The sequence below is a fragment of the Nostoc sp. CCY 9925 genome, from assembly GCF_963920935.1.
Taxonomy (GTDB): domain Bacteria; phylum Cyanobacteriota; class Cyanobacteriia; order Cyanobacteriales; family Nostocaceae; genus Nostoc.
The window spans coordinates 91982-113917 of sequence record NZ_CAWUDO010000006.1 but is presented as its reverse complement, the minus strand read 5'-3'; the positions used below and the strand labels follow the sequence as shown (position 1 = coordinate 113917).

Below are 21936 nucleotides of genomic sequence, written 5' to 3'. Positions count from 1 at the left end.
ATGCAAATCCGACGGAACCTTATCCTGACAGTACTTGTGCTGTTAATTTTAGCCAGTATCTCCTATCTACCTTTCACTTACAGAGATACACCAGGCGAAAGGGATGGTTTCAGAATGATAACGGGAATAATTGACTCAGTTACATCTGAAAAACCATTAGGTAGCCCATTGCTTTATGGTCGCAACATCTCTTTTGCCTACTATGCGCTAATAGATATTTTTAGACCGCTTTTTCAAAAAAACTTTACTCTAATTATCCCAATTACTAACTATATAAGTTCTTTTAGCTCAATTTTAATGGTTATTCCTATTTTTTATTTTGTTAAAAGATATTGGGGAGTAACCACTGCGGTATTAGCTAATTTACTACTAATATTTATTCCAGTTTGGTGGAGTACCAGCCTGTATGGGCATCCAATGATCCAAGCTGTATTATTCATGTTCATAGGTTTAGCGTTAATTGCATATCGTTCAAAAGTAAAATCTTCAAATGCTGGGTTACTGAAATTAACCTTATTAGATATATTGATAATTTCTGCCTTTTCTTTATCCTTAATGTTTAGGCTGGATGCAGTATTGATGTTTTTACTTATTCCAGGCTGCTTTTTTCTAGAACGCTATTCTTTAACAAAAGTTGTTTCTTATTCTATTTTGTATGTTCTTTTCGCCATAATAATATTTTTTGTGGTCAAATCACAACTTCCAGAAATTAGTATAGAGAGTGATGGCATATTGGAAGATTTAATTTTCTATCATGGTCCTGATATAATAGTTGAAAATTTCAAAGCCGGAACTAAAGCCTTTATTGAAGCTTGTAATCCATTATATATTTTACTTTACTTGATCACTTTTGTTTATTTGTGGCTAAAACGTGACTATTCAACTCTCTTATTCATCTTCCCTACACTAATTCTCAATTATATTTTCTGGTTACCAAACTATTATCCAGCGCGTCATTTCATCTATGTTTCTCCAGTTTTAGCAATTGGTAATGCAGTATGGCTGCACACTGCCTTTAAAAAAATACTCCCTTTTTGCAGAAGTAAAAAAATCATAGGGATTAGCTTGGGTTTAGTTTTAATTAGCATAATTTGTGTGAGTTATAGAGTTTCTTATTCACCTCCTTATCCCTATTGGCAAACTCAAACCGAAGACAACAAAAGACTTGCCGAAAACCTCCAAAATTTACCGTCTAGAGAGCAACGAATTTTTGTGATTGGTGATTCAGTTCCCGTAGTGCTAGAAATGCAACTTCTATCTAGTAAAGTTCAGGTTAAACCTCTAAAAACATCGTTATTTACAGATACTCAACTTCAACGTCAAAAATTAAGTAAAATCTTAAAAACTAATCCGATAAAAACTATAGACTTACTCGAAGTAAAAAATGAAACCAATAATTTTATATTTTATATTCAAGGCTGGAAGAAAAATGAAGTAGTAAGGTTCTTTAAAGAAAGCAATGAATATGATGATGTTTATCTAGTAATTCAAAAAAATATTCCATCATTTACCCTTGTACCCTCTGATATATCTAAAAAAATAAATTTTTTAGATATATAGGACTGGTATTTGCTCGTATATAAAACGTAGAAAAAACACGTATTATTACAGTATATTCAGCGACAGGTTAAACTATTGCTTACAATCCAGTTTGCTATCAAACTATCAAAATTTGGCAATTGTCATAGTAATTTAGGCTCTTTATCAACTAAGGAACGGTAGAATATACCTAATTTTCGTAGCTTCAAAGCCAAACCATGACGATGCATTCCACACTCCAACGTGCATTTGCTAACCGCCGCGTTCTCAAAGTAATCAGCGGCTTAAATAACTTCGACACCGCTAGCGTTGCTGCTACTGTCAAGGCTGCTGAATTTGGTGGTGCTACTTTTGTCGATATCGCTGCCGATTCCAGCTTAGTCCAGTTAGCTAAGAGCTTGACAAATTTAGCAATTTGTGCATCAGCAGTAGAGCCAGAGAAATTTCTTCAAGCTGTGGCTGCTGGTGCTGATTTAATTGAAATCGGGAATTTCGATTCTTTCTATGCTCAAGGACGCCGTTTCGAGGCTCTGGAAGTACTAGCCTTGACTAAGCAAACCCGCGCTTTACTGCCAGAAATTACCTTGTCTGTCACCGTTCCCCACATCCTGGAACTAGATCGACAAGTACAACTAGCAGAGGAACTGGTGAAAGCTGGAGCAGATATTATCCAAACAGAAGGTGGTACTAGCAGTAATCCAGTTCACCCTGGAACTTTAGGATTAATTGAAAAAGCCGCCCCCACCTTGGCAGCAGCTTATGAGATTTCTCGTGCCGTGACAGTACCAGTACTGTGTGCTTCAGGTATTTCTAGCGTTACCGCACCATTAGCGATCGCCGCTGGTGCCGCTGGTGTTGGTGTTGGTTCCGCGATCAACCAACTCAATAGCGAAGTAGCGATGATTGCCGCTGTGCGTGGCTTAGTGGAAGCGTTGGCAACTGCAAGAGTATTGAGCGAGAAGTAAAGAGTCGGGCATGGGGCATTGGGCAAACAGGGCATGGGGAAAGGGAAAGGGGTAAGGGGGAAAGATTAAATTTATTCCTTTTCCCTTTTCCCTTTAACCTTTTCCCCTACCTCCCCTGCTCCCTGCTCCCAATGCCCCATGCCCCTTGTCTCCCGCTCCCCATGCCTTTAGCTGACTACAAAATTTACCAACTTCCCAGGCACTACAATTACCTTTTTAATTTCTTTGCCTTCGATGTAACGCTGGGCAACTTCGGATTCACGGGCATATTTCTCCAACGCTGCTTTATCAGCTTGTGCTGGCACTTGAATCGCGCCACGAGTTTTGCCCATAACTTGAATCACTAAAGTAATTTCATCAGCGACTAAAGCAGCCGGGTCAAATGATGGCCAGGTTTGTGTGTGAACTGAATCACTTTCACCCAACAACTGCCATAATTCATCGGCAATGTGTGGTGCAAAGGGGGCTAGCAATACCACCAAAGTCCGAATACCTTCTGCATAAATTGGTGAATTTTTGCAGTTGGCATCAGTTAGGGCATTACTCAACTTCATCAATTCTGAAACAGCGGTGTTGAATTGATATTCGTCTTCCACATCTTCCGTCACCGCTTGAATAGCGGTGTGAATTGCCCGCCGTAATTCCTTTTCTGGCTTACTTAAATCAGAAAGTTGGGGTTTTTTATGGGATACCCCAGCAGCAACATAATCTGTCACCAAACGCCAAACCCGATTTAAAAAGCGGAATTGTCCTTCTACATCGGCTTCATCCCATTCCAAATCTTTTTCTGGGGGCGCTTTGAATAAGATAAACATCCGCGCTGTGTCTACACCGTACTTGGAAATTACATCTTCTGGTGCTACACCGTTACCCTTGGATTTAGACATGGTGGCGTAGAGACGTTGTAACGGTTCGCCCGTCTGGGGGTCGCGGGGGTCAGCAGTATTTACCAAATTAGAAGCAATCCACTTATCTTTACCGCCCTTTTTCGGATTCAAGTAAGTTAAACCCTGCACCATACCTTGAGTTAATAAACGTTGGAAGGGTTCGTCAAAATTCAATAAACCTCTGTCCCGCAGGACTTTGGTAAAGAACCGCGAATATAACAAATGTAAAATTGCGTGTTCGATACCACCTACGTACTGATCTACTGGCATCCAGTCATTGATTTTACTGGAATCAAAAACCTGTTGTTCATTCTTAGCATCTGGAAACCGTAAAAAATACCACGAGGAATCAATAAAAGTATCCATCGTGTCAGTTTCCCGCTTCGCCGGAGTGCCACAAGTCGGACAAGGCACATTTACCCAGCTTTCCAATTGAGTCAAAGGTGAACCACCACGTCCAGTAAATTCAACTTCTTCCGGTAACTGTACTGGCAAATCTTTGTCAGGCACTGGTACTATCCCACAATTAGGACAGTGAATTACGGGTATCGGTGCGCCCCAGTACCGCTGTCGGGAAATCAACCAATCCCGCAACCGATATTGCACCCGCATTTTACCAAAACCTTGTTGTTCGGCATACTCAACGATCGCCTGTTTAGCATCTGTGGAAGCCATGCCAGTAAAAGCACCGGAATTAATTAAAATTCCTGGTTCAGTGTATGCCTGGTTGTATTCAATTTGCACGAGTTGTGTGACTTCATCCGTCTCTGATGTTGGAGTTAAGTCAAAACCTGCAACATCATCTGGGGAAGCGATGACAAAATCAATGGGCAAATCATAAGTCCGGGCAAACTTAAAATCCCGGACATCGTGTGCCGGTACACCCATGACTGCCCCTGTACCGTACTCATACAGTACGTAGTCAGCAATCCAAATGGGCACTTCTTCCCCTGTAAACGGATTAATTGCTTTACCACCTGTGGGGACACCCCGCTTAGGTTTGTCTTCAGCAGTACGTTCCAGTTCGCTTTGATTAGAAATCTCTTTAATAAAAGCTTCTACTACTGCTTGGTGTTCTTTTGTGGTGACACGCTTTGTTAAAGGATGTTCTGGTGCTAATACCACGTAACTCACGCCAAAAACGGTATCTGGGCGTGTGGTGTACACAGCAATTTTTTCATCTATGCCAATAATCGGAAATTCCAAGTAAGCACCTGTGGATTTGCCAATCCAGTTTGCCTGCATTAATTTGACGCGTTCCGGCCAACCAGTCAACTTCTCCAAGTCATTAAGTAATTCTTCGGCATAGTCAGTAATTTTAAAAAACCACTGTCGCAACAATTTACGCTCAACTATTGCCCCACTGCGCCAAGAACGTCCTTCGCTATCGACTTGTTCATTTGCCAGTACAGTTTGGTCAATGGGGTCCCAGTTTACCGCCGCTTCTTTTTGGTAAGCTAAACCCGCTTGTAAAAATTGCAAGAAAATCCATTGCGTCCACTTGTAATAATCTGGTGAACAGGTAGCGAGTTCGCATTCCCAGTCTATGGATAAACCGAGACGCTGTAATTGTTGCCGCATCTGGGCAATATTCTGATAAGTCCAGTTTGCTGGCGGTACACCACGGTCAATAGCAGCGTTTTCTGCGGGCAAGCCAAAGGCATCCCAACCCATTGGGTGTATTACCCGATACCCTTGCATTCGCTTGAGGCGGGCAATCACGTCAGTAATGGTATAATTACGGACGTGACCCATATGTAAGCTGCCCGATGGATAAGGGAACATGGACAAAGCGTAGAATTTTGGCTTGTTGCTACCTGTCGGTGTTCCATCTAAGCCAAGTTCTGCCCATGTTTTTTGCCATTTTTCCTCAAGTGCTGCGGGGTTATATCGGGAATCCACCAAAAATTCTCCTACTATATCTGTTATCGTATCTGCCTCCATATTGTAGATGGTAGGCAAAGAAATCAGATGGTTAAAATAGGCGATGTTTGAATCAAATATAAAATTTTCTGATTTGGTGCAGGTTTTTGTTTACGGCACACTCAAACCAGGTGAAGCTAACTATAAAAGATTTTGTGCTGGCAAAGTCGTAGATGTCAAAAGAGCTTTTATACAAGGCAAATTGTTTGCTTTGCCAATGGGCTACCCAGCAATGACGCTAGGAGATGGCCAAGTCTACGGATATTTACTTTCTTTTGCTAACCCAGCGATTTTAAATCGGCTAGATGTGTTGGAAGATTACCACCCCGCTAGACAAGTGTCAGAAAACCTTTATAGCCGAAAAACTATCGAGGTTTATCAGGGAGAGTGGGTTTCTCTGGGTTGGGCTTGGGTTTACTTAATGAGTTTAGAGCAAGTTGACCAGTTAGGAGGCGTCCTCCAACCTGAGGGTTGGTGGAGTGGCTCCGGCATAACTGCAAGCTAAAGTTATTATCTGTCAACTTTGCGATTAATTTATGTCGTCTCTGGAGTCGCGACGTTGTGGCGATACTTGATAAATTGAATTTTCTGGAGACGCTACTGCTGCTTTCGGAATTTCAATTACCGGGTTATTTAATCCCACCATTAGCGAGGAAGGAGGTACTACAGATGCCGACGAAGTTTGTACTGGCTGTATTTGTGGTCGTTGTGCCAGTTGTGGTGTTCTCGAACCACCAGGAATTAAACCAGATACTGCGCCAATTACACAAGCTGCGGCCGCTGCGCTTCCAACCATCCAGTTGAAGCGAGAACGTCGGCGCAAACGTGTTAATACTTGCTCAACTGTTACTTCTGGCGACTGTTGGGCTGTTGGCACTGGGAGAGTCCGTAAACCTTGCCTCAGCTTTAAAAGTCGGGCATACAAGCATTGAACTGAGGCATCGTTGGCCAACCATTCTTCCACTTGCCTGCGTTCGGCGGCTGTGACTTCACCATCGAGATAAGCACTTAATAACTCGAAGCGATCGCGCTTCACCATATCCATAAAACCCGTTGATTCATTGGTATACTCAACCATTCCATCTGACAAATCTTCAGGAAGTTGAAAGTGGGAACGATCATCAAACTGAGAATCAGTAGTCATCTTAACATTATTACCAATTCATACACGGGTAAAGTTAACCGAAAATTTGGAAAAATTACTCAATTTTCCTCCTAACGGCAGAAGCAATCTACGTCTTTCTGGTAATTCTTAATCAATGCTTAAATTCTGCCATTGGGCAGAGGCAAAATACTGTAAATTAGGAATCTAGATAGTTTTGCAACTGAGCTTGCAGTCTGGATCTAGCTCTGGCGATTCTTGATTTGACAGTTCCCAAGGAAACTCCAGTAATTTCAGCAATTTCTTCGTATGCCATGCCTTCAATTTCTCTCAGGACGATAGTAGTACGAAATACCTCTGGTAAATCGGCGATCGCTTCCCGTAGTTGTTCGTAAAATTCTCTGGTTGTCAGTTCTTCTTCAGGTCCTGGGGTATCACCAGCAATTTCCCAATCCATCTCGCCATCCTCTACTGAGCGGGGAGCATCGAGTGACAAGGGACTCACAATCCGCTTGCGTTTTCGCAACTCGTCGTAAAACAAGTTGGTAGCAATGCGGCTTAACCAGCCCCGGAATTTAGCAGGCTCTTGTAAGCGGTTAATATTCCGATACACTCGAATCCAAACTTCTTGAGCTAAATCAGCTCTGTCAGCCCAATCTGGAGCTAAATGGTATAGAACCCTATCGACTTGGGTTTGATAGCGGCGCAATAATTCCGCAAACGCAGCACGATCCGGGCGCAGTCCAGCTTGACAACGCAAAATTAAATCGTGGTTAGGAAGTTTGTCAACTTGCACTGATGCTTCTGGATACTTTGCATCAACCGTTGACCAGGATACAGTAATCGACTGACTCATAGATCGTACTGGCTCTAAATCATCCCTTTCTATTAGACCTGCTAATACGACACAAGTTCCTTGCTAAGGTGACGGATTTATGACTGGAACACTGAGGCACACAAGTTTGGCTAAATTTATGGCAGTAAAAAGAACCTGTTTCTCCTTATACTACTTGGATGTTTCTGTTTTACCCATCAGCTAATAAAGACATTTCAAATATGCACATTTTGTTACTTTTAGCAACTGGGTATATACGCTTGATCGAGATAATTAAATTTGGTTATAAGGATGAAGATGAAAATTTTGTAATTCTGACTTCTTGATACCTTTAAAATTTAGGCAATAATCTCTAGAATTTGGGCTGCTCTAGTGGCGATAATGGTGGTTTATTTTTTGATTTTCTTACCAGAATAGTTGCTGATTGTTCTGGTTGTACCCCGTAACTAGCACCAGTGTTATTTTGTTCTGGTAAGTGAACTTGAAAAAAGAAATTGAGGGAAAATGTAATCGTGACTGCTAGCAATAGTTTTTCAAACATGGTTTTTCTCCCACCCACACCATTAATAATTGATTGCTACATTTCCAAAGTTGCACCAGAAAGTCCGAGTAGAGGCTTACGACCTCCTGAACTTTGGAGGAATCAGATTCCTTGCTTGGAGTTTTGCTGCTGGGACGCGTATAGCCTTAGTTTGCCCAGAGCTATTGGCAGATTTATAACAGAAGTGATAAGTATTGATAAATTTTTAGCGATCGGATGATGAACCCATCCAATTCTTCAGTTGGATACGTCAGGGATAAACAATAGGCAATAGCAATGGTAAGAAATGAATCTGTAGGGCGTATGGTAATGTTGCTTTGTTTTGGCACAGCATTTTTGTCTTTAGCTGTGCATTGGCGCATTACTACAGCACAACGGCAGTTTGAAAAGTCTGCATCTGCTTCGATGCGGCAAGGCTCTAGCCTAAACAACCCTCAAGGAAGCCGCCCAGAAGAAGCCTATAAGAATTTCTCACAGGTGAGTTTAGGGCAAGTTGCGCTGGGCGCATCTATGCCTCATGTTGAAAATACCCAAGGCTCAACTGTTGAAAGAAAGTTAACATCAAAGTCTTCAGCTGTTGGGTCTAGTTCTCAGTCGAAAAAAATTAAAAAGAATGTAGCTCAAGCAACAGTTCGTAAGTCTTCTAGACTCAAGGCTCAAACTAAGTCGAAAAAAATTAAGAAAAATGTAGCTAAAGTAACTGAGCAAAAAGCTTCTAGACTCAAGTTTTCTACTGTGAAGCCTGAAATTAAGCCGCCAACAATTAAGAAAAATATAGCTAATCCGGCAGAACCGCCAGCTAAGACGCGGCTAGTGGCACAAGCAGAAACACAAAATCCAATTGTGGACAGTTGGCCAAAAGCTCTATGGCCTAAAGCTTCAGCCCAACAAATACCTTCTAATAAGCTAGTATCTGGTAAAACAAAAGTGGTGGTTGATTTAAGCGATCACCGTACCTACGTATACGTAGGAGATGATGTAATAGCTAGCTACCCAATAGCTATAGGTAAGAAAGGTTGGGAAACACCGACTGGTTCTTTCCAAGTAATGCATATGCGACACTATCCAGTCTGGCGTCACCCGATTACAGGTAAAGTATTTGAGGCAGGTACAGATAGTCCTTTGGGAGACAGATGGATTGGCTTTTGGTCAGATGGACGGAATGAAATTGGCTTTCATGGCACACCGGATATTGACCTGCTGGGAACGGCTGTATCCCACGGTTGCCTAAGAATGCGTAATTCTGATGTCAGATTGTTGTACGAGCAAGTGAGTTTAGGAACAACTGTGTTAGTGCGTAATTGAATTAAGGGTCATTAGTCATTGGTCATTTGTTTTTTGTCCTCTGTTACAAAGTTCTGAGCGCGAAAAGCCGATGCTCAGACTTTGTATTTTGTAATTTACCCTTTCTTGCAAAGTTGAGGCAGTCCGTTGGCAAAGAGAACTCTCTTGCGTTCGCGGAGCGTCTTGCAGAGAGGTTTCATCCGCTCAGAAGTTCGTATTTTCCCCCGCTTAAAGGAACTGTCGTTGAGCCACTGCGTTAGACGGGTCTGCCGACTTGTACTCCTTTGGAGAACCCGTAGGGTAGGAAGTGGCCTGTGAGCGGTGGCTTCCAGCGATCAAAATTTGCGCTTTGTCCTTTACAAATGACTAATGACCAATGACTTTTAAAATTATAATTTTTGCTCAAAGTTAGGTGCATATGCCCTAAGTAAAGCACCAACTTGGTCGAGAACTTCATTACCAGTACTTTTGCCCAGGGCTTGTCGTTCTGGGAAGAAATTAGGTCGATCTAGGTAACGACCGATCGCTTCATTTACTTGCTGGGAAATTAGTTCTTGCAGTTCTGCTTGAGCGCGTTGTCGCTGGTAGTTAGCACCTTCTTCTGTAGTTGCATATAAGGGTGGTAACCGATTGAGCGCGTAGGCTGCAATATCACCAACATCCAGAGAACTTTCGCTGGTGGCCTCAATTTCGGCGACTCTGGCGATCGCTTCTGTGAGCACCAATTCTTCCATGACGTTAATGAATTGTTTTCGAGGTACCGCCACTACCTCACCAGTCAATAACGCACCCATTAGGCGATCGAGCGCCATATACTCTTCAATAGAGAGTTCCGAAGCGTTGTCACAGATTCTACCGACTTCTGCTTCCATTGCTGGTGTCAAATAACCATCCTGGAGAGCTTGTTCTACAATTTTTTCGATACTCATAACGCTTATCATCATTTATGTTAGCCAAGGAAGGTAGGGACGGTATCAATTCAATTGATTTTGCTTACTTTCCGCAAAAATATCCAAATTATACACAGACGCGATCGATTCCGCCTCTACTATTTCACGACCTTAGTTCGCCAAGGTGTGGGATCGACAGATAGTCCGTTGACATATAGACCCCAGTGCAGATGTGGCCCCGTAGAAGCACCTGTTGAACCTACTGCGCCGATGAGTTGACCAGCTTTGACAATATCGCCTTCTTTAACGTTAATACGACTCAGGTGCATGAAAATACTGCTCACTCCCTGACCGTGGTCAATGCCAACTACGTTACCGTGAACCCGAAATCCTTGGGATACCCTACCTACCAAAGCAACTCGCCCAGCGGCTGGGGCAATTACGGCTGAACCGGCAGCACCAGCGTAGTCAAGGCCACGATGATAGTAGTCCTCTGCAAATTTACCATTATAGTAGCGACGTACACCATAGGTTGTACTCATCCGCCCTGCATTTGGCCTCAGAAATACTCCATTCCAATATTTTTCTGGTGTTTGTAGCGCTTTGAAAGCTGCTACACGCTTAAGTTCATACTCTGTGGCGTCCACTCCAGCTTTACCTGGTGGTAAAGTAATGCGTTGTACAGGGAACTTGCGATTTTGCACATTCACCGCCAAGTTTTGCACCTGAGCATCTCCTGTAACCTGAAGCGATCTAGTTCCAGCTTTTTCCAAGGGAGTTGTAGGAATAAAAGCCCGATACTGATTGGGCGCAATTTCAAATGCTGGGTATGTATTTTTACCAATAGCTACTGTTGGATTTGTACTGTTCTCAGGATTATCTAAATTAATTTCCACCGAAAGTGTATCCCCTAATTTAGGATTACTTGGAGTCACTTTGACTTGCAAAGCATCTACAGGCAATGCCCAGGTAATCGGGAGAACAGCAAACATTCCCTTTAAGAAATTTATTGCACGACCATTAGCTGTCAAATTTTTGACATTCAAGCCGAGCAAGTTTTTATTTGCATTGCTAGTGCGATTCTCAGTAATCATAGAGCTACCATAAATCCCTTGCTTGTGTTGGAAAATAGACTAGTTTATTACTACTAGGATTTTCTTTTGACAGCAGATGTTCTTGAAAGCCATAAATTTTGTTTGCCAAATGCTTTAGTGGCTTATGGATATTAAGTCAACAGCGAACAGTGAGTGATGAAGAATGGTTTGTAAGCGTAATTTGTAAATTTGTATTAACTCTAATAAGCAAGGTGTATGACATTGTGATTGTTCGTAAAATTTCACTTGATTGATGGTAAAACAGCTCTAGTGGCTTGCCATAGGGATCGGTTGTTAAGCAACAAAAGAAACTTCTTATGGTTAAAGTCACTAGATAATAGTACTTGAATAAAATCTGGGAATCAACTGGACACTTCTTCAACTGGACACTAATACCACACTTTAAGGTTAAAGTTGGTCTAAGCAAATCAGAGGGAAAGCGCCAGAAATAACCCAAAAAATTAAGGCGATTAGGATTTTACACTAAGCTAGTTCAATTTAGTATGTAATTTCTAATCTCCATCTACATAGTAATAACAGATTTTTTGTGTGTTGGTAAAATATAAAAAACTTCAGTAATTTCACTTAATTGGTTTTCTTTTGGAGTACTAGGCTTCAATAATCGAAATTAAAGCTTGAAATTTCGAGTTATCAACTGAAATAATCGAGTTTGAAACTCAAATTTCCGTAATTTATAGAATTTATAGTAATCCGCTTTGATTTTTTAACTCTATTTGTCTAGGCAGGGAATGGTAGAGACGCAATTAATCACGTCTGTAGGGGAGTAGGGAATCAGCCTTTTCGAGTTGATGGCGAGTTTTTTCACGCAATCAAATACGATTACTATAAATAAATTTCAGCTGATTAGCTCCAGGCTGATAGTTTTAGTTTTGAGTTGAGTTTACCATCTTCCATGTGAACGATGCGATCGGCAATGTCTAGAATGCGGTTGTCATGAGTAACCATCAAAATGGTACAACCTTGTTCTTTTGCTAGTTTTTGCATGAGGTTGACCACATCTCGCCCCGATTGACTGTCAAGGGCGGCCGTGGGTTCATCGGCTAGGATAATTTGAGGATGACTGACCAAAGCACGGGCGATCGCTACTCTTTGTTTTTGTCCCCCAGACAGTTCATTAGGATAGTAATATAAGTGTTTGCCTAATCCTACCTGCTCTAGCATCTGGGCTGACCGAGTTCGCATGTTTTTTAACCCAATATGTTTATGTAATTCCAAAGCCATTTTCACGTTTTGGAGCGCTGTCAAACTACCATGCAAATTATCTGCTTGGAAAATGTAACCGTTATGGCGTCGCACCTGCACTAGTTCTTGGGCGCTAGCACCACAAAGTTCTCGTCCCAACACCCGTAAACTACCAGATTGGGTAGAACGCAATCCACCCACTAAGGTCAGCAGAGTAGTTTTTCCAGAGCCAGATGGCCCAGTCATGATAATAATTTCACCGACGTTAATCTCCAAGTTGATATTACATAAAATTTGCTTGCGAAGTGAGCCGTGACCAAAGTAGTGGTCGAGATTATAGATCGAGATGACGGGAAGCATATCAATTTTGGATTTGAGATTTTGGATTGGGCATGGGGCATGGTAAAGAGGACAAGGACGCAGGGAGATAGTATTCTCGTTTCTTTTCGTTTTTTTGTGTCTCCTTGTCTTCCAATGCCCTATGTCCCATGCCCCATACCCATTTTTAAAACATATCAGCGGGGTCGGTAGCTTGGAGTTTGCGGGTGGCGATCGCACCGGAAATTGCACACATAATTATAGTCAGCACTAATACTTGTAATGCCCGAATCACAGTTATGTACATGGGCAAATTTGTAGCTTTGCGAGTCAGTTGGTAAAGTGCTAAGGATACTCCCAATCCAGGAAAGAAACCTAGTGCTGCTAATATCAAAGACTCTTCAAACACCACACCTAGCAGGTAGTAATTGCGATATCCCATTGCTTTGAAGGTGGCGTATTCTCGAACGTGGGCATTAACATCAGTGGAGAGGACTTGATAGACAATGATCACGCCCACCACAAACCCCATCGATACACCCAGGTTGAAAATAAATCCAATTGGGGAATTTGTTCTCCAAAAGTTATTTTCAAATTCAATAAATTCTGCGTGGGTTAGTACTCTGACATCATCTCTGAGGTAGGCTTTGAGCATTGCTGCCACTTTTTTCGGGTCATAGCCTGGTCTTACCTTAATTAAACCTAGGCTGATGCTGCTAGACTGTCGCCCAGAAAATAGCCGCAAAAAATTTTGATCGCTGGTAATCAAATTGCCTTCAGCGCCAAAGGAAGCCCCGACTTGGAATAAACCACTAATGATAATTGTGCGGCGTTCTATTTCCGCAGTTACGATTTTACCTTCTTCAATTAGGGCGATCGCTTTTTGATAATCTCCTCTAGCACCACGGTCGAACAAGGCCGCACCCGGCAGCTTGATTGCCTGCAATTGCTGGTTAATATCTGGTAAATCAAAGGCTGGCTTGTCGGGATTAAAGCCGATAACTAACACCCCCGTCTCCCGGTGTGTTAGAGGATTTTTCCAGATTGTATTGTTGAAATACATCGCTTGGGCCGACTTCACCCCTGGTATATCCATTGCTTGATAAAGTCGTCGTCGAGAAAAGGTAGACAAGCTTGGCAAGTTACGGGCTTGGGGACTAGTTAAAACAATATCTGCTTGCAAACTGCGATGTAGTCTAGTGTTACTGTCATATAACGCAGTCTGAAAGCCTAGCTGCATGAACATGAGAAGATCTGCAAAGGCAATGCCTAACAATGCCACCAACAGACGGCTTTTTTCATGACTCAGTTGCAGCCATCCTAGAGGGGTTCGGCGTCGCAATTGTTCAATCAATCCCATATTTTGGAGTGAGTGGGGAGGGGGGACTGGGGACTGGGGACTGGGCAATAGGTAAACTTTCAATTATCAATGCCCGATGCCCGATGCCCATTTCACAGTTCAATTACTGCTTTAACTTGCATATTGGTTAGGTTAGCGGCTTTGTGGCTGGAGACTCGATCTAGTCGGATGTTGACTTCCACTACTCTGTTGTCGATATTGGTGGCAGGATCGGTGTCAATGACATTTTGCCGCCGCACTTGCAAGCCTTTACGATCTACGATTCCTTGCAGTTCGATGGATAAGAAATCGCCAAAAATTCGTACTTTTTGCCCTGGATGCACTTTGCCGATATCGCTTTCGTAAACTTCGGCGATAACGTACATCTGGCTAGTTTGCCCGATATCAGCAATGCCATCATTTGATACTAATTCCCCAGGATGAGTGTGGATCTTGAATATCTGTCCATTTTGGGGCGATCGCACTTCGGTTTGTTTGAGATTAACTTTCGCTAGATTCATGGCTGCTAGGGCACGATTGACTTCTGCTTGAGCAGCTGCTACATCTACCCCTCGGACTTCGCTGATGCGATCCAGTGTTGCTGTGGCTTCTTTGATTTGTTGCTGGCTAGTTGATTGGGCGCGATTTAACTGTGCTTGGGCTTGTTGCAAGTTTTTTTGGGCTGTTTCCAAATTTAAACGCTTGCTATCCCGTTGGGAAGCGGAAATTGCTCCTTGTTGATATAGTTGCTCATAGCGTTCGTTTTCTACTTGGGCGTTTTGCAGTTCGGCCTGGAATTTGGCAATTGTGGCTGCTTGGGCATCAATATCGCCTTGGCGTTCTGCTTTTAGTCTGGCGATCGCCGCTTTTTGGGCGGTAATTTCACCGCGTTTGGCACCTGCTTGGGTACGGTTTAAGTTGGCCTGAGCTACTTTGACTTGTTCCTGCGCCTCTTTTAATGCTGCTTCTTGGCGATCGTAGCTGCTCAAAATCGCAATTACTTGTCCTGCTTTTACCCTATCGCCCTCCTTGACTAACAACTTTTCTACTCGGCTTCCTTCAGCAGACACAGCCGCAGATAGTTTAATTACTTCGCCCTGTGGTTCGATTCTTCCTAAGGCTGTTACCGTTTTTAACTGTGGCAATTGTTTTGCTGACACTTGTGCTTCTTGAGTGACAGAATTTTGCCAGAGTTTTACTGTATAAAAACTTATTCCGCCAACCAATAAAGATGCAATTATACCTATAGCAACGGATGGACGCAGAATAGACTTAGGGGACATTGTGTACCCTAGCTTTGAGTTTCGCACCATAGATTACCTCTTACACTAGTGGCGCAGAAAAAATAACAATTTGCAGAACAAGTCAGAATTCAAAAATCAGAATTTAGAATTGTGGATTTATCACTGTAAATTCCTTAAGAAAGTTAAAAGTTTTTGAGATTTTACTTAGATAAGGTGATTTCGCAATATCGGATAACAAAACTCTCTACTAAATTAGAGGTTTGTGTTCCTAGTGAACTACTTTTGTTTTATGAAAGAACTTAGGGTATGGTAAACCTTTTTAAAATTACGGGTTGTAACAGCGCCAACAATTAGATCTAAATTAGGTAAGTAGACATAGATATTTGTGTCTTTGTGTCCAAATAAATTAATGCTCAACATTGACACAGCCGGGTTGATAGAGTTTATAGTTACGCGGACATATACTAAAATCAATTTAATATATAGACATCATCATTGCAATTAATAGCTAAAATCTGACTATATTTACCTAAATGCATAAGCTATTTATTGTCTTATAACTAAAAAAATCATAAATCTTAAAAAAGAAATTTATCTCAATCAAAATATCGATTTTTTTTGGAGCATTTTAAATGTGTAAGTTTAATTTACATACGGCATTGTGACTCATCCGGGAGGATAAAAAACGAACCGCAAAAGACACAAAGGGAAGAGGATTTAAAAGGGTTTTTGTATCAGTTCCATATATTTTTGCCAAATTGAGGTGCTCCCAATTTTTTGTCAATAAAATTAAAATATTAAATATTAAAAGATACTTTTATCTCTAAAGCCTTATTGGAAAAATTTTAGCAGATGGCAAAGAAAGGAGGAAAAAGTGCATCTTGATTTCTGTACTACAAAGAGAGATATAGGAATCCGGTTTGATTTCTGAAAAAAATCCGTACACTTCTAATCCCCTTCTTCACTATTGCCTATTGCCTGTTCCCAGCCTCTACGAGTAATTTCAAAAATCAAATACTAGTCCTATATCACTACAAACTATGTATTTGTGTACATTCTTCTCAAATAAAATTAATAATTTGCAGTTTTTATACTTTTTGTATCCCTGAATACTTGATTTCAGGAAATAAGCCATAGAAACTAATTGTGTCTTTAAATACTAAAAGTATGAAAAAAATTAGGCTTTTTAAATTTCTGCTGCCTTGTGTAGCTCTAGCTCTGCCTATAGCGCTGATTGCATACTTACGCCCAACTAAAGCACAATCATCAAGTGTGCATCTAACTTTGGGTAATCCAAGTAATGCAACAACAAACGTTTCATATCCAAACAACTATTTATTATTGAAACCCCAGTATGCACTCAGTTACAGCCGTGACAGAGGGACTGCAAATTGGGTGTCTTGGCAATTAAACTCGTCGTGGCTTGGTTCAGCACCAAGACAAGACGACTTCCGCGCTGATACCAGCCTCCCTACAGGATGGTATCGAGTAGGTGGTTCTGACTATTCTGGTAGCGGGTTTGATAGAGGACACATGGCACCTTCCGCTGACAGAACAAGAACAGTGACGGATAACTCTGCAACCTTTCTGATGACAAATATGGTGCCACAGTCGCCAGATAATAATCAGGGGCCGTGGGCTTCATTAGAAAACTACTTGAGAAGCTTAGTGAGTCAGGGGAAAGAAGTATATATTATTTCTGGCCCCTACGGTATTGGTGGAACTGGCTCCAATGGCACAAAATATACAATTGCCAATGGTAGAGTTCAAGTTCCGAATAGAGTTTGGAAGATTGCTGTAGTCAATAACCCAGGTGCTGGGGCGTCTGGGATTACGACTAGCACGAGGGTTATCAGTGTTGATATGCCCAATACCCAAGGTATAAGAAACAACGATTGGAGAATATACAGAGTCTCTGTTGATTCAATTGAAGTCAAAACAGGCTTCAATTTCTTATCTAATGTGTCTACATCTGTTCAATCTGTGATTGAATCGAGAGTTGATAATTTATAGTTAAATCAAACTATAGGACTCATATTTGATTTCTGAAAAAACTCAGTACAACTCAAAGAGGCTTCTTCCCTACTCCCTACTCCTAGCCTACGCAAATAATTTCAGAAATCAAATCGGATTGCTATACACAGTTTTAACATAATTGGTAATTCGTAATACTCATTTGTAGCAAGTATTACGAATTACTAATACACTGCTAGGTTTCTACAACTTTAGTCGCAAGGCCTACTAAATCTCCAGATGAGGTTTTGCCAAGAATATAGACATCAATATTTATCGTACCTATGCGATAAACTTTGATTTCATTGAGATTATTTTTCAGCGTTTGGACAAGTATTTGAAATTTTTTAGCATTCTGTTTCTGTTGTTCGTCATGCCACTCTTGTTCATAAGCACAATTCCTAAAGAAATAATCTAAACCTACTTCCTCAACCTGCGAATCTTGGGGATGATTAGTTAGCTGGAGTAGTTTTTGAGTTGTCAAACTGTCAACTGGGCCAGTCCATAAAACAAGCTCAAAAGGGTAATCTGACTCACTCATCATTAATAAATCAGCAGAAGACTGTTTTAAGATTTCAGTTATTTCATTAGTCATTAGTTGTTAATTGGCGATAAATTTTTATGCTGATGAACTTGATTGAGGCTGGGAATCTTCTGGTTAAAGAACCTTCAAGCCAGAGGAGATGTTTTTATATTCAAAATTATAGTTTAATTATTCGATTTATCATAATGACAAAAACAATAGCAACTATGCTTGCTTTCAGAGCGTTCCCAAGGCGAAGCTTGTTGACAATAGTGCAAGCTGTAAGGTAGAAGATAAGCACAAATTAGAAAACTTACCTGAAATCGCTATGAGTCTTTTTTGTCTAGTTCACGGTGCTTTCCAAGGTGCTTGGTGTTGGGATTTGTTAATTCCTTACTTAGAAGCGCAAGGTCACAAAACAGTAGCAATGGATTTGCCAATTGAAGATGCATCTGCAAGTTTGTCGCAATTCGCGGATGTAGTACTTCAAGCGCTTCCAAAAACTGATGATGATATTGTGCTGGTTGGTCACTCAATGTCTGGTACAGTTATTCCTCTTGTTGCAGAAGCCCATCAAGTACGTCAACTGGTATTCCTGACTGCGCTTATTCCATACCCAGGAATCAGTACACTCGATCAGTTTTCTCATCATCTCGATTCTGATAGTCTCAAATCATTCAATTACGAACCAAAACAATTACCTCAACTCGAACAATTCCATGAAGAACCTTATATGTTTAATCCGGTTTCTAGTGGTAAAAACTTTTCAGATGAAGCAGTATTGATGGAATTTTGCTATCAAGATTGTCAACCGGATGTAATGCGCTGGGCACTTTCCAAAGGACGTTCGCAGCAATCAATGGCATATATTTTTGAAGTTAATCCCCTGAAAGCTTTACCAAATGTAGATTATAAATATATTGTTTGTAGTGATGACCTGCTACTCTCTCCTACATGGTCACGCTACGCTGCACGCAAGCGCTTGGGAGTTGATGCCATAGAACTGCCTGGAGGACATTGCCCACACTTATCTCGTCCTGCTCACCTTGCCTCAGTATTAACTAACGATCAACTCGGCTAAAATCTTGTTGTCTCGTGCGAGGTTGCCTTATCCCGACTACAAATATTCATGCCAAGCTAGTACAGGTCGGCGTAAATAAACAACCATTCAAAATCTCTGAAAACCTTACACTGTATTCATTTTGAATTTTGAATTCATGGCGGTACTAGTGGTCTGTCTGATTAGTTCTGAAAGATTAGGCTGAGACGGGGACATGGGAAATTTTAAAGCCTGTAAAATTAATGCGATGAACGACTATAGGAATCATATTTGATTTTTGAAATATACGTAGTTTTGGTGTGTTATGCCGTAGGCTAACGCACCAAAACCTTCGGGTGGTGCGTTACGGAAGCCGTAACACACCCTACACATACTTAGATTTTTTCAGAAATCAAATACTAGTCCTATAGAATGAATTAATCAGATTTTGGGAATAATCCTCATAGTGTATGAAAGCATCGTTTTGGTTAGGCTCACACTATGAGAGCGCGATTTCTAGAAAAAAAGCAGATATTTTGGAGTTTATCTGTTGCATTTGGCTGTATTTGTTGGGTTTGTTTGGCTTTAATTCCAGTACAGGCAAACTCTACACAGTCTATTGATACTCTACGCCAACAACAGCAACAAATGAACCAGCAGCATCAGAGTGTGGTTAACGAACGCGATCGCTTAACAAATCTTCAACAAGAAGCGCAAAAACACCTGACTGGTTTAAACCAAAATCTCCAAACCACGGATAGCTATATTCAAGAAAGTGAATCACGATTACAATTGGCTACCCAACGTTTGCAACAGTTGGAAACTGATTTAGCTATAGCCCAACGTTCCTATGAAACTCGTCAAATAGCAACAGTAGCACGATTGCGATATCTCCAGCGATCGCCAGCTAGTCAAGGATGGGCAGTTTTGCTCCAAAGTCAAAATATCAGTGACTTTATCAGCCGTCGTCATCAGTTGAAGTTAGTCTATCGAGCAGATCAACAAATTTTGGTAAAACTTAACGCTCAAGCAAATTTAATCAATCAGCAAAAAACCGGAGTAGAGGAGCAAAAAAACGAAATTGCTTTGATTCGTGAGCAGCTATTAGCGCAAAAAGCCGATTATCAAACCCAAGCGGAATCACAATCAGAATTGATTCAACGCCTTAATAGCGATCGCCTCGCCTTGGAAGCGGCTCAAAATCAGCTAGAAAGAGAATCCCAATATTTGGAAGTCTTAATTCAGCAAAAGGTAGCACAAGCAGCCGCGCAAGCAAAAACTAACAGCCGCACAAGCATCATCATTCAAGGAACTGGGATGTTTGCATATCCTAGCGATGCTCCTACTAGCAGTCCCTTTGGCTGGCGGATGCACCCAGTTCTCGGCTATCGTCGCTTTCATGCAGGTATGGATTTTGCTGCTAGCTATGGTAGTACAATTCGGGCGGCTGATTCGGGAACAGTAATTTTTGCCGGGTGGTATGGCGGTTATGGCAGAGCTGTAATTATTGATCACGGCAAAGGCATTACCACACTGTACGGACATACCAGCGAGTTGTATGTTACCGATGGACAAGGAGTTGAACGAGGACAAGCGATCGCTGCTGTTGGTTCCACGGGTTTATCGACTGGGCCTCACCTCCACTTTGAAGTGCGTCGTAATGGTTCACCCGTCAATCCTGCCGATTATCTTTAATACGAAAGCAAATGCGATCGCATCTGTGCTATAATGGAGGAGACTAAGGGCGCGTGGCTCAGTGGATAGAGCAACAGATTCCGGTTCTGTGGGTCGGGGGTTCAAATCCCTCCGCGCTCGTTTTTAGAACACCGAAAACATGCTTAATTGCGTGCCATTCGGGTAATGATTACTTATCTGACTGGATAGATGGATTAGTTATAGCAGTTGAAGCATAGTTTAGAACATAAACTAATCTAAAACTCTGACTTCAATAGGCTTGAAAGCCTATTGCATATTCACTATTGTCTGTTCTCTGCTCCATGCTATTAATATAGTTTGAGCATAAATGAGTAAAGAACGACCTACGAAATTACAAGGGTTTGAAGACTTAATTCCCATTAAATGTCATTTATAAATTGAGTTTAAGCTTCGACTAAAAGTAGAAAAAGATTAAAACCAGAAAAAATTTTAGCAGCCAGAGTTACTGTCACACTCTTAATATTGCAAAAGGTAATTATTGCAATCCCTCACAAAGCTAATGATATCGAGCGTAAGCCTTAATTAAGAAGCATTAGCCATGCCTTTTCTACAAGATGCTACGCGTAGCTTGCTGCTTTATAGGAGTACGGCAAGCTTCGCTAACGCACATTCAATTTTATCTGCTACTTTTAATGATATCTTTGGCGATAACTCACAGTTTGGATTTGCTCAAATAACAAGGAGAATAGGAAAGATCTAAAATTTGGGATACCTCAGCTACCACTTTTCAAACAACCTCTTAAATATATGTTGTTGTTGCTATAACAAGGTGTTAACCTAATCGATCAATTAATTTAATCTATCTATCGAGATCAGCGTTATGGCTAAGTTTAAAAGTTTATTTTGATAATTAGCCATAAGTCAAGCTCATCAATTTTAAAAAGTTATTACCATTGATTATTATTGCATAAAAACTTTTACAGCTACTAATTCTAGTTACTAATATGTGCCGCTCAATAACACTTATAATACATTTGTATGTTTCTGACTACATTAGTTAACAATTATTAATCAAATTACCAGCCTACTATCTAAATTATGCAAAATGTATTATTATATTTTTCAGGGTTATAGATTTTACAAAGTAAAGCTTTGTGTAAAAGAGTCACATTACCTTAAACAACACTCTTGTAGACATCTTAGGCGTCAAAATGTGTGGTTTAAGAGGTGTATGTTATTTTCCTGGTGATGTTTACTGCTAGCCTAGTATACGTTTGAGTTGTGCCACACTCTCTTTAATTAGTAGTTTGTATAAACTTGCTATATTAGTTACGTCTTTCCTCATTCTTATTTTCAGTTATCTGTATACCTTTCTTCAAGAATTGGTACTAAGCTTAATTGGTATTAAGCTCAAACAGCTTAACATCAATTGGTTTCAGACATGCTCCAGCTTATGTAAATACGTAAGTTCCAGATTATTCTTGCCTTTAGCCAAATTAAAATAAATGTCATACAAAGAGTTAGAAGACATCATAGACGCG

17 protein-coding genes and 1 tRNA gene are annotated in these 21936 nt (G+C 41.0%); 8 read left to right on the top strand and 10 right to left on the bottom strand.

Annotated elements, in window-relative coordinates:
- Complete coding sequence (locus tag ACM0OY_RS05210) at positions 1 to 1560, top strand: hypothetical protein (RefSeq protein WP_414567825.1); 1560 nt, start codon at positions 1 to 3, stop codon at positions 1558 to 1560.
- Between the two features lie 197 nt (positions 1561 to 1757).
- Positions 1758 to 2504, top strand: coding sequence for a DUF561 domain-containing protein (locus ACM0OY_RS05205; RefSeq protein ID WP_414567824.1), 747 nt, complete (start codon positions 1758 to 1760; stop codon positions 2502 to 2504).
- 167 nt (positions 2505 to 2671) lie between these two features.
- Here the strand turns inward: ACM0OY_RS05205 and leuS are convergent, their stop codons facing one another.
- Complete coding sequence (leuS, locus tag ACM0OY_RS05200; RefSeq protein WP_414567894.1) at positions 2672 to 5293, bottom strand: leucine--tRNA ligase; 2622 nt, start codon at positions 5291 to 5293, stop codon at positions 2672 to 2674.
- Between the two features lie 85 nt (positions 5294 to 5378).
- Between leuS and ACM0OY_RS05195 the strand changes: the two genes are divergently transcribed.
- Positions 5379 to 5819: a gamma-glutamylcyclotransferase gene (locus ACM0OY_RS05195; RefSeq protein ID WP_414567823.1), complete on the top strand. Its 441-nt coding sequence runs from the start codon at positions 5379 to 5381 to the stop codon at positions 5817 to 5819.
- Between the two features lie 24 nt (positions 5820 to 5843).
- Here ACM0OY_RS05195 and ACM0OY_RS05190 read toward each other — a convergent pair whose 3' ends face one another.
- The 3 genes from ACM0OY_RS05190 to ACM0OY_RS05180 all read right to left on the bottom strand — a co-directional run bounded on the left by ACM0OY_RS05190 (position 5844) and on the right by ACM0OY_RS05180 (position 7792).
- Entirely contained in the window at positions 5844 to 6458 is a 615-nt protein-coding gene (locus ACM0OY_RS05190) for an anti-sigma factor family protein (protein WP_414567822.1), read from the bottom strand.
- 157 nt (positions 6459 to 6615) lie between these two features.
- Positions 6616 to 7272: a sigma-70 family RNA polymerase sigma factor gene (locus ACM0OY_RS05185; RefSeq protein ID WP_414567821.1), complete on the bottom strand. Its 657-nt coding sequence runs from the start codon at positions 7270 to 7272 to the stop codon at positions 6616 to 6618.
- Between the two features lie 331 nt (positions 7273 to 7603).
- Entirely contained in the window at positions 7604 to 7792 is a 189-nt protein-coding gene (locus ACM0OY_RS05180; protein ID WP_414567820.1) for a hypothetical protein, read from the bottom strand.
- A gap of 276 nt (positions 7793 to 8068) precedes the next feature.
- Here ACM0OY_RS05180 and ACM0OY_RS05175 point away from each other — a divergent pair, with 276 nt between their 5' ends.
- A complete protein-coding gene (locus tag ACM0OY_RS05175) occupies positions 8069 to 9097 on the top strand; it encodes a L,D-transpeptidase (RefSeq protein ID WP_414567819.1) in 1029 nt (342 codons plus the stop codon).
- 368 nt (positions 9098 to 9465) lie between these two features.
- Here the strand turns inward: ACM0OY_RS05175 and ACM0OY_RS05170 are convergent, their stop codons facing one another.
- The 5 genes from ACM0OY_RS05170 to ACM0OY_RS05150 all read right to left on the bottom strand — a co-directional run bounded on the left by ACM0OY_RS05170 (position 9466) and on the right by ACM0OY_RS05150 (position 15230).
- A complete protein-coding gene (locus tag ACM0OY_RS05170; RefSeq protein WP_414567818.1) occupies positions 9466 to 10005 on the bottom strand; it encodes a late competence development ComFB family protein in 540 nt (179 codons plus the stop codon).
- A 119-nt stretch (positions 10006 to 10124) separates the two neighbouring features.
- Positions 10125 to 11060, bottom strand: coding sequence for a M23 family metallopeptidase (locus tag ACM0OY_RS05165; protein WP_414567817.1), 936 nt, complete (start codon positions 11058 to 11060; stop codon positions 10125 to 10127).
- A gap of 864 nt (positions 11061 to 11924) precedes the next feature.
- Positions 11925 to 12623, bottom strand: coding sequence for a DevA family ABC transporter ATP-binding protein (locus tag ACM0OY_RS05160; protein WP_414567816.1), 699 nt, complete (start codon positions 12621 to 12623; stop codon positions 11925 to 11927).
- Positions 12624 to 12768: 145 nt separating this feature from the next.
- Positions 12769 to 13941 (bottom strand): ABC transporter permease DevC, encoded by a 1173-nt coding sequence (devC, locus tag ACM0OY_RS05155; protein ID WP_414567815.1) that lies wholly within the window; start codon positions 13939 to 13941, stop codon positions 12769 to 12771.
- Between the two features lie 92 nt (positions 13942 to 14033).
- Positions 14034 to 15230 (bottom strand): ABC exporter membrane fusion protein, encoded by a 1197-nt coding sequence (locus ACM0OY_RS05150; protein WP_414567893.1) that lies wholly within the window; start codon positions 15228 to 15230, stop codon positions 14034 to 14036.
- Between the two features lie 1101 nt (positions 15231 to 16331).
- Here ACM0OY_RS05150 and ACM0OY_RS05145 point away from each other — a divergent pair.
- Complete coding sequence (locus ACM0OY_RS05145) at positions 16332 to 17177, top strand: DNA/RNA non-specific endonuclease (RefSeq protein ID WP_414567814.1); 846 nt, start codon at positions 16332 to 16334, stop codon at positions 17175 to 17177.
- A 196-nt stretch (positions 17178 to 17373) separates the two neighbouring features.
- Here ACM0OY_RS05145 and ACM0OY_RS05140 read toward each other — a convergent pair whose 3' ends face one another.
- Complete coding sequence (locus ACM0OY_RS05140; protein WP_414567813.1) at positions 17374 to 17772, bottom strand: nuclease A inhibitor family protein; 399 nt, start codon at positions 17770 to 17772, stop codon at positions 17374 to 17376.
- A gap of 256 nt (positions 17773 to 18028) precedes the next feature.
- Here ACM0OY_RS05140 and ACM0OY_RS05135 point away from each other — a divergent pair, with 256 nt between their 5' ends.
- From ACM0OY_RS05135 to ACM0OY_RS05125, 3 genes are all read left to right on the top strand, one after another.
- Positions 18029 to 18781 (top strand): alpha/beta fold hydrolase, encoded by a 753-nt coding sequence (locus ACM0OY_RS05135; RefSeq protein WP_414567812.1) that lies wholly within the window; start codon positions 18029 to 18031, stop codon positions 18779 to 18781.
- A gap of 459 nt (positions 18782 to 19240) precedes the next feature.
- Positions 19241 to 20434, top strand: a complete 1194-nt coding sequence (locus ACM0OY_RS05130; RefSeq protein ID WP_414567811.1) for a murein hydrolase activator EnvC family protein — start codon at positions 19241 to 19243, stop codon at positions 20432 to 20434.
- A 47-nt stretch (positions 20435 to 20481) separates the two neighbouring features.
- Positions 20482 to 20554 (top strand) — tRNA-Arg (locus tag ACM0OY_RS05125).
- The last annotated feature ends 1382 nt before the right edge of the window (positions 20555 to 21936 follow it).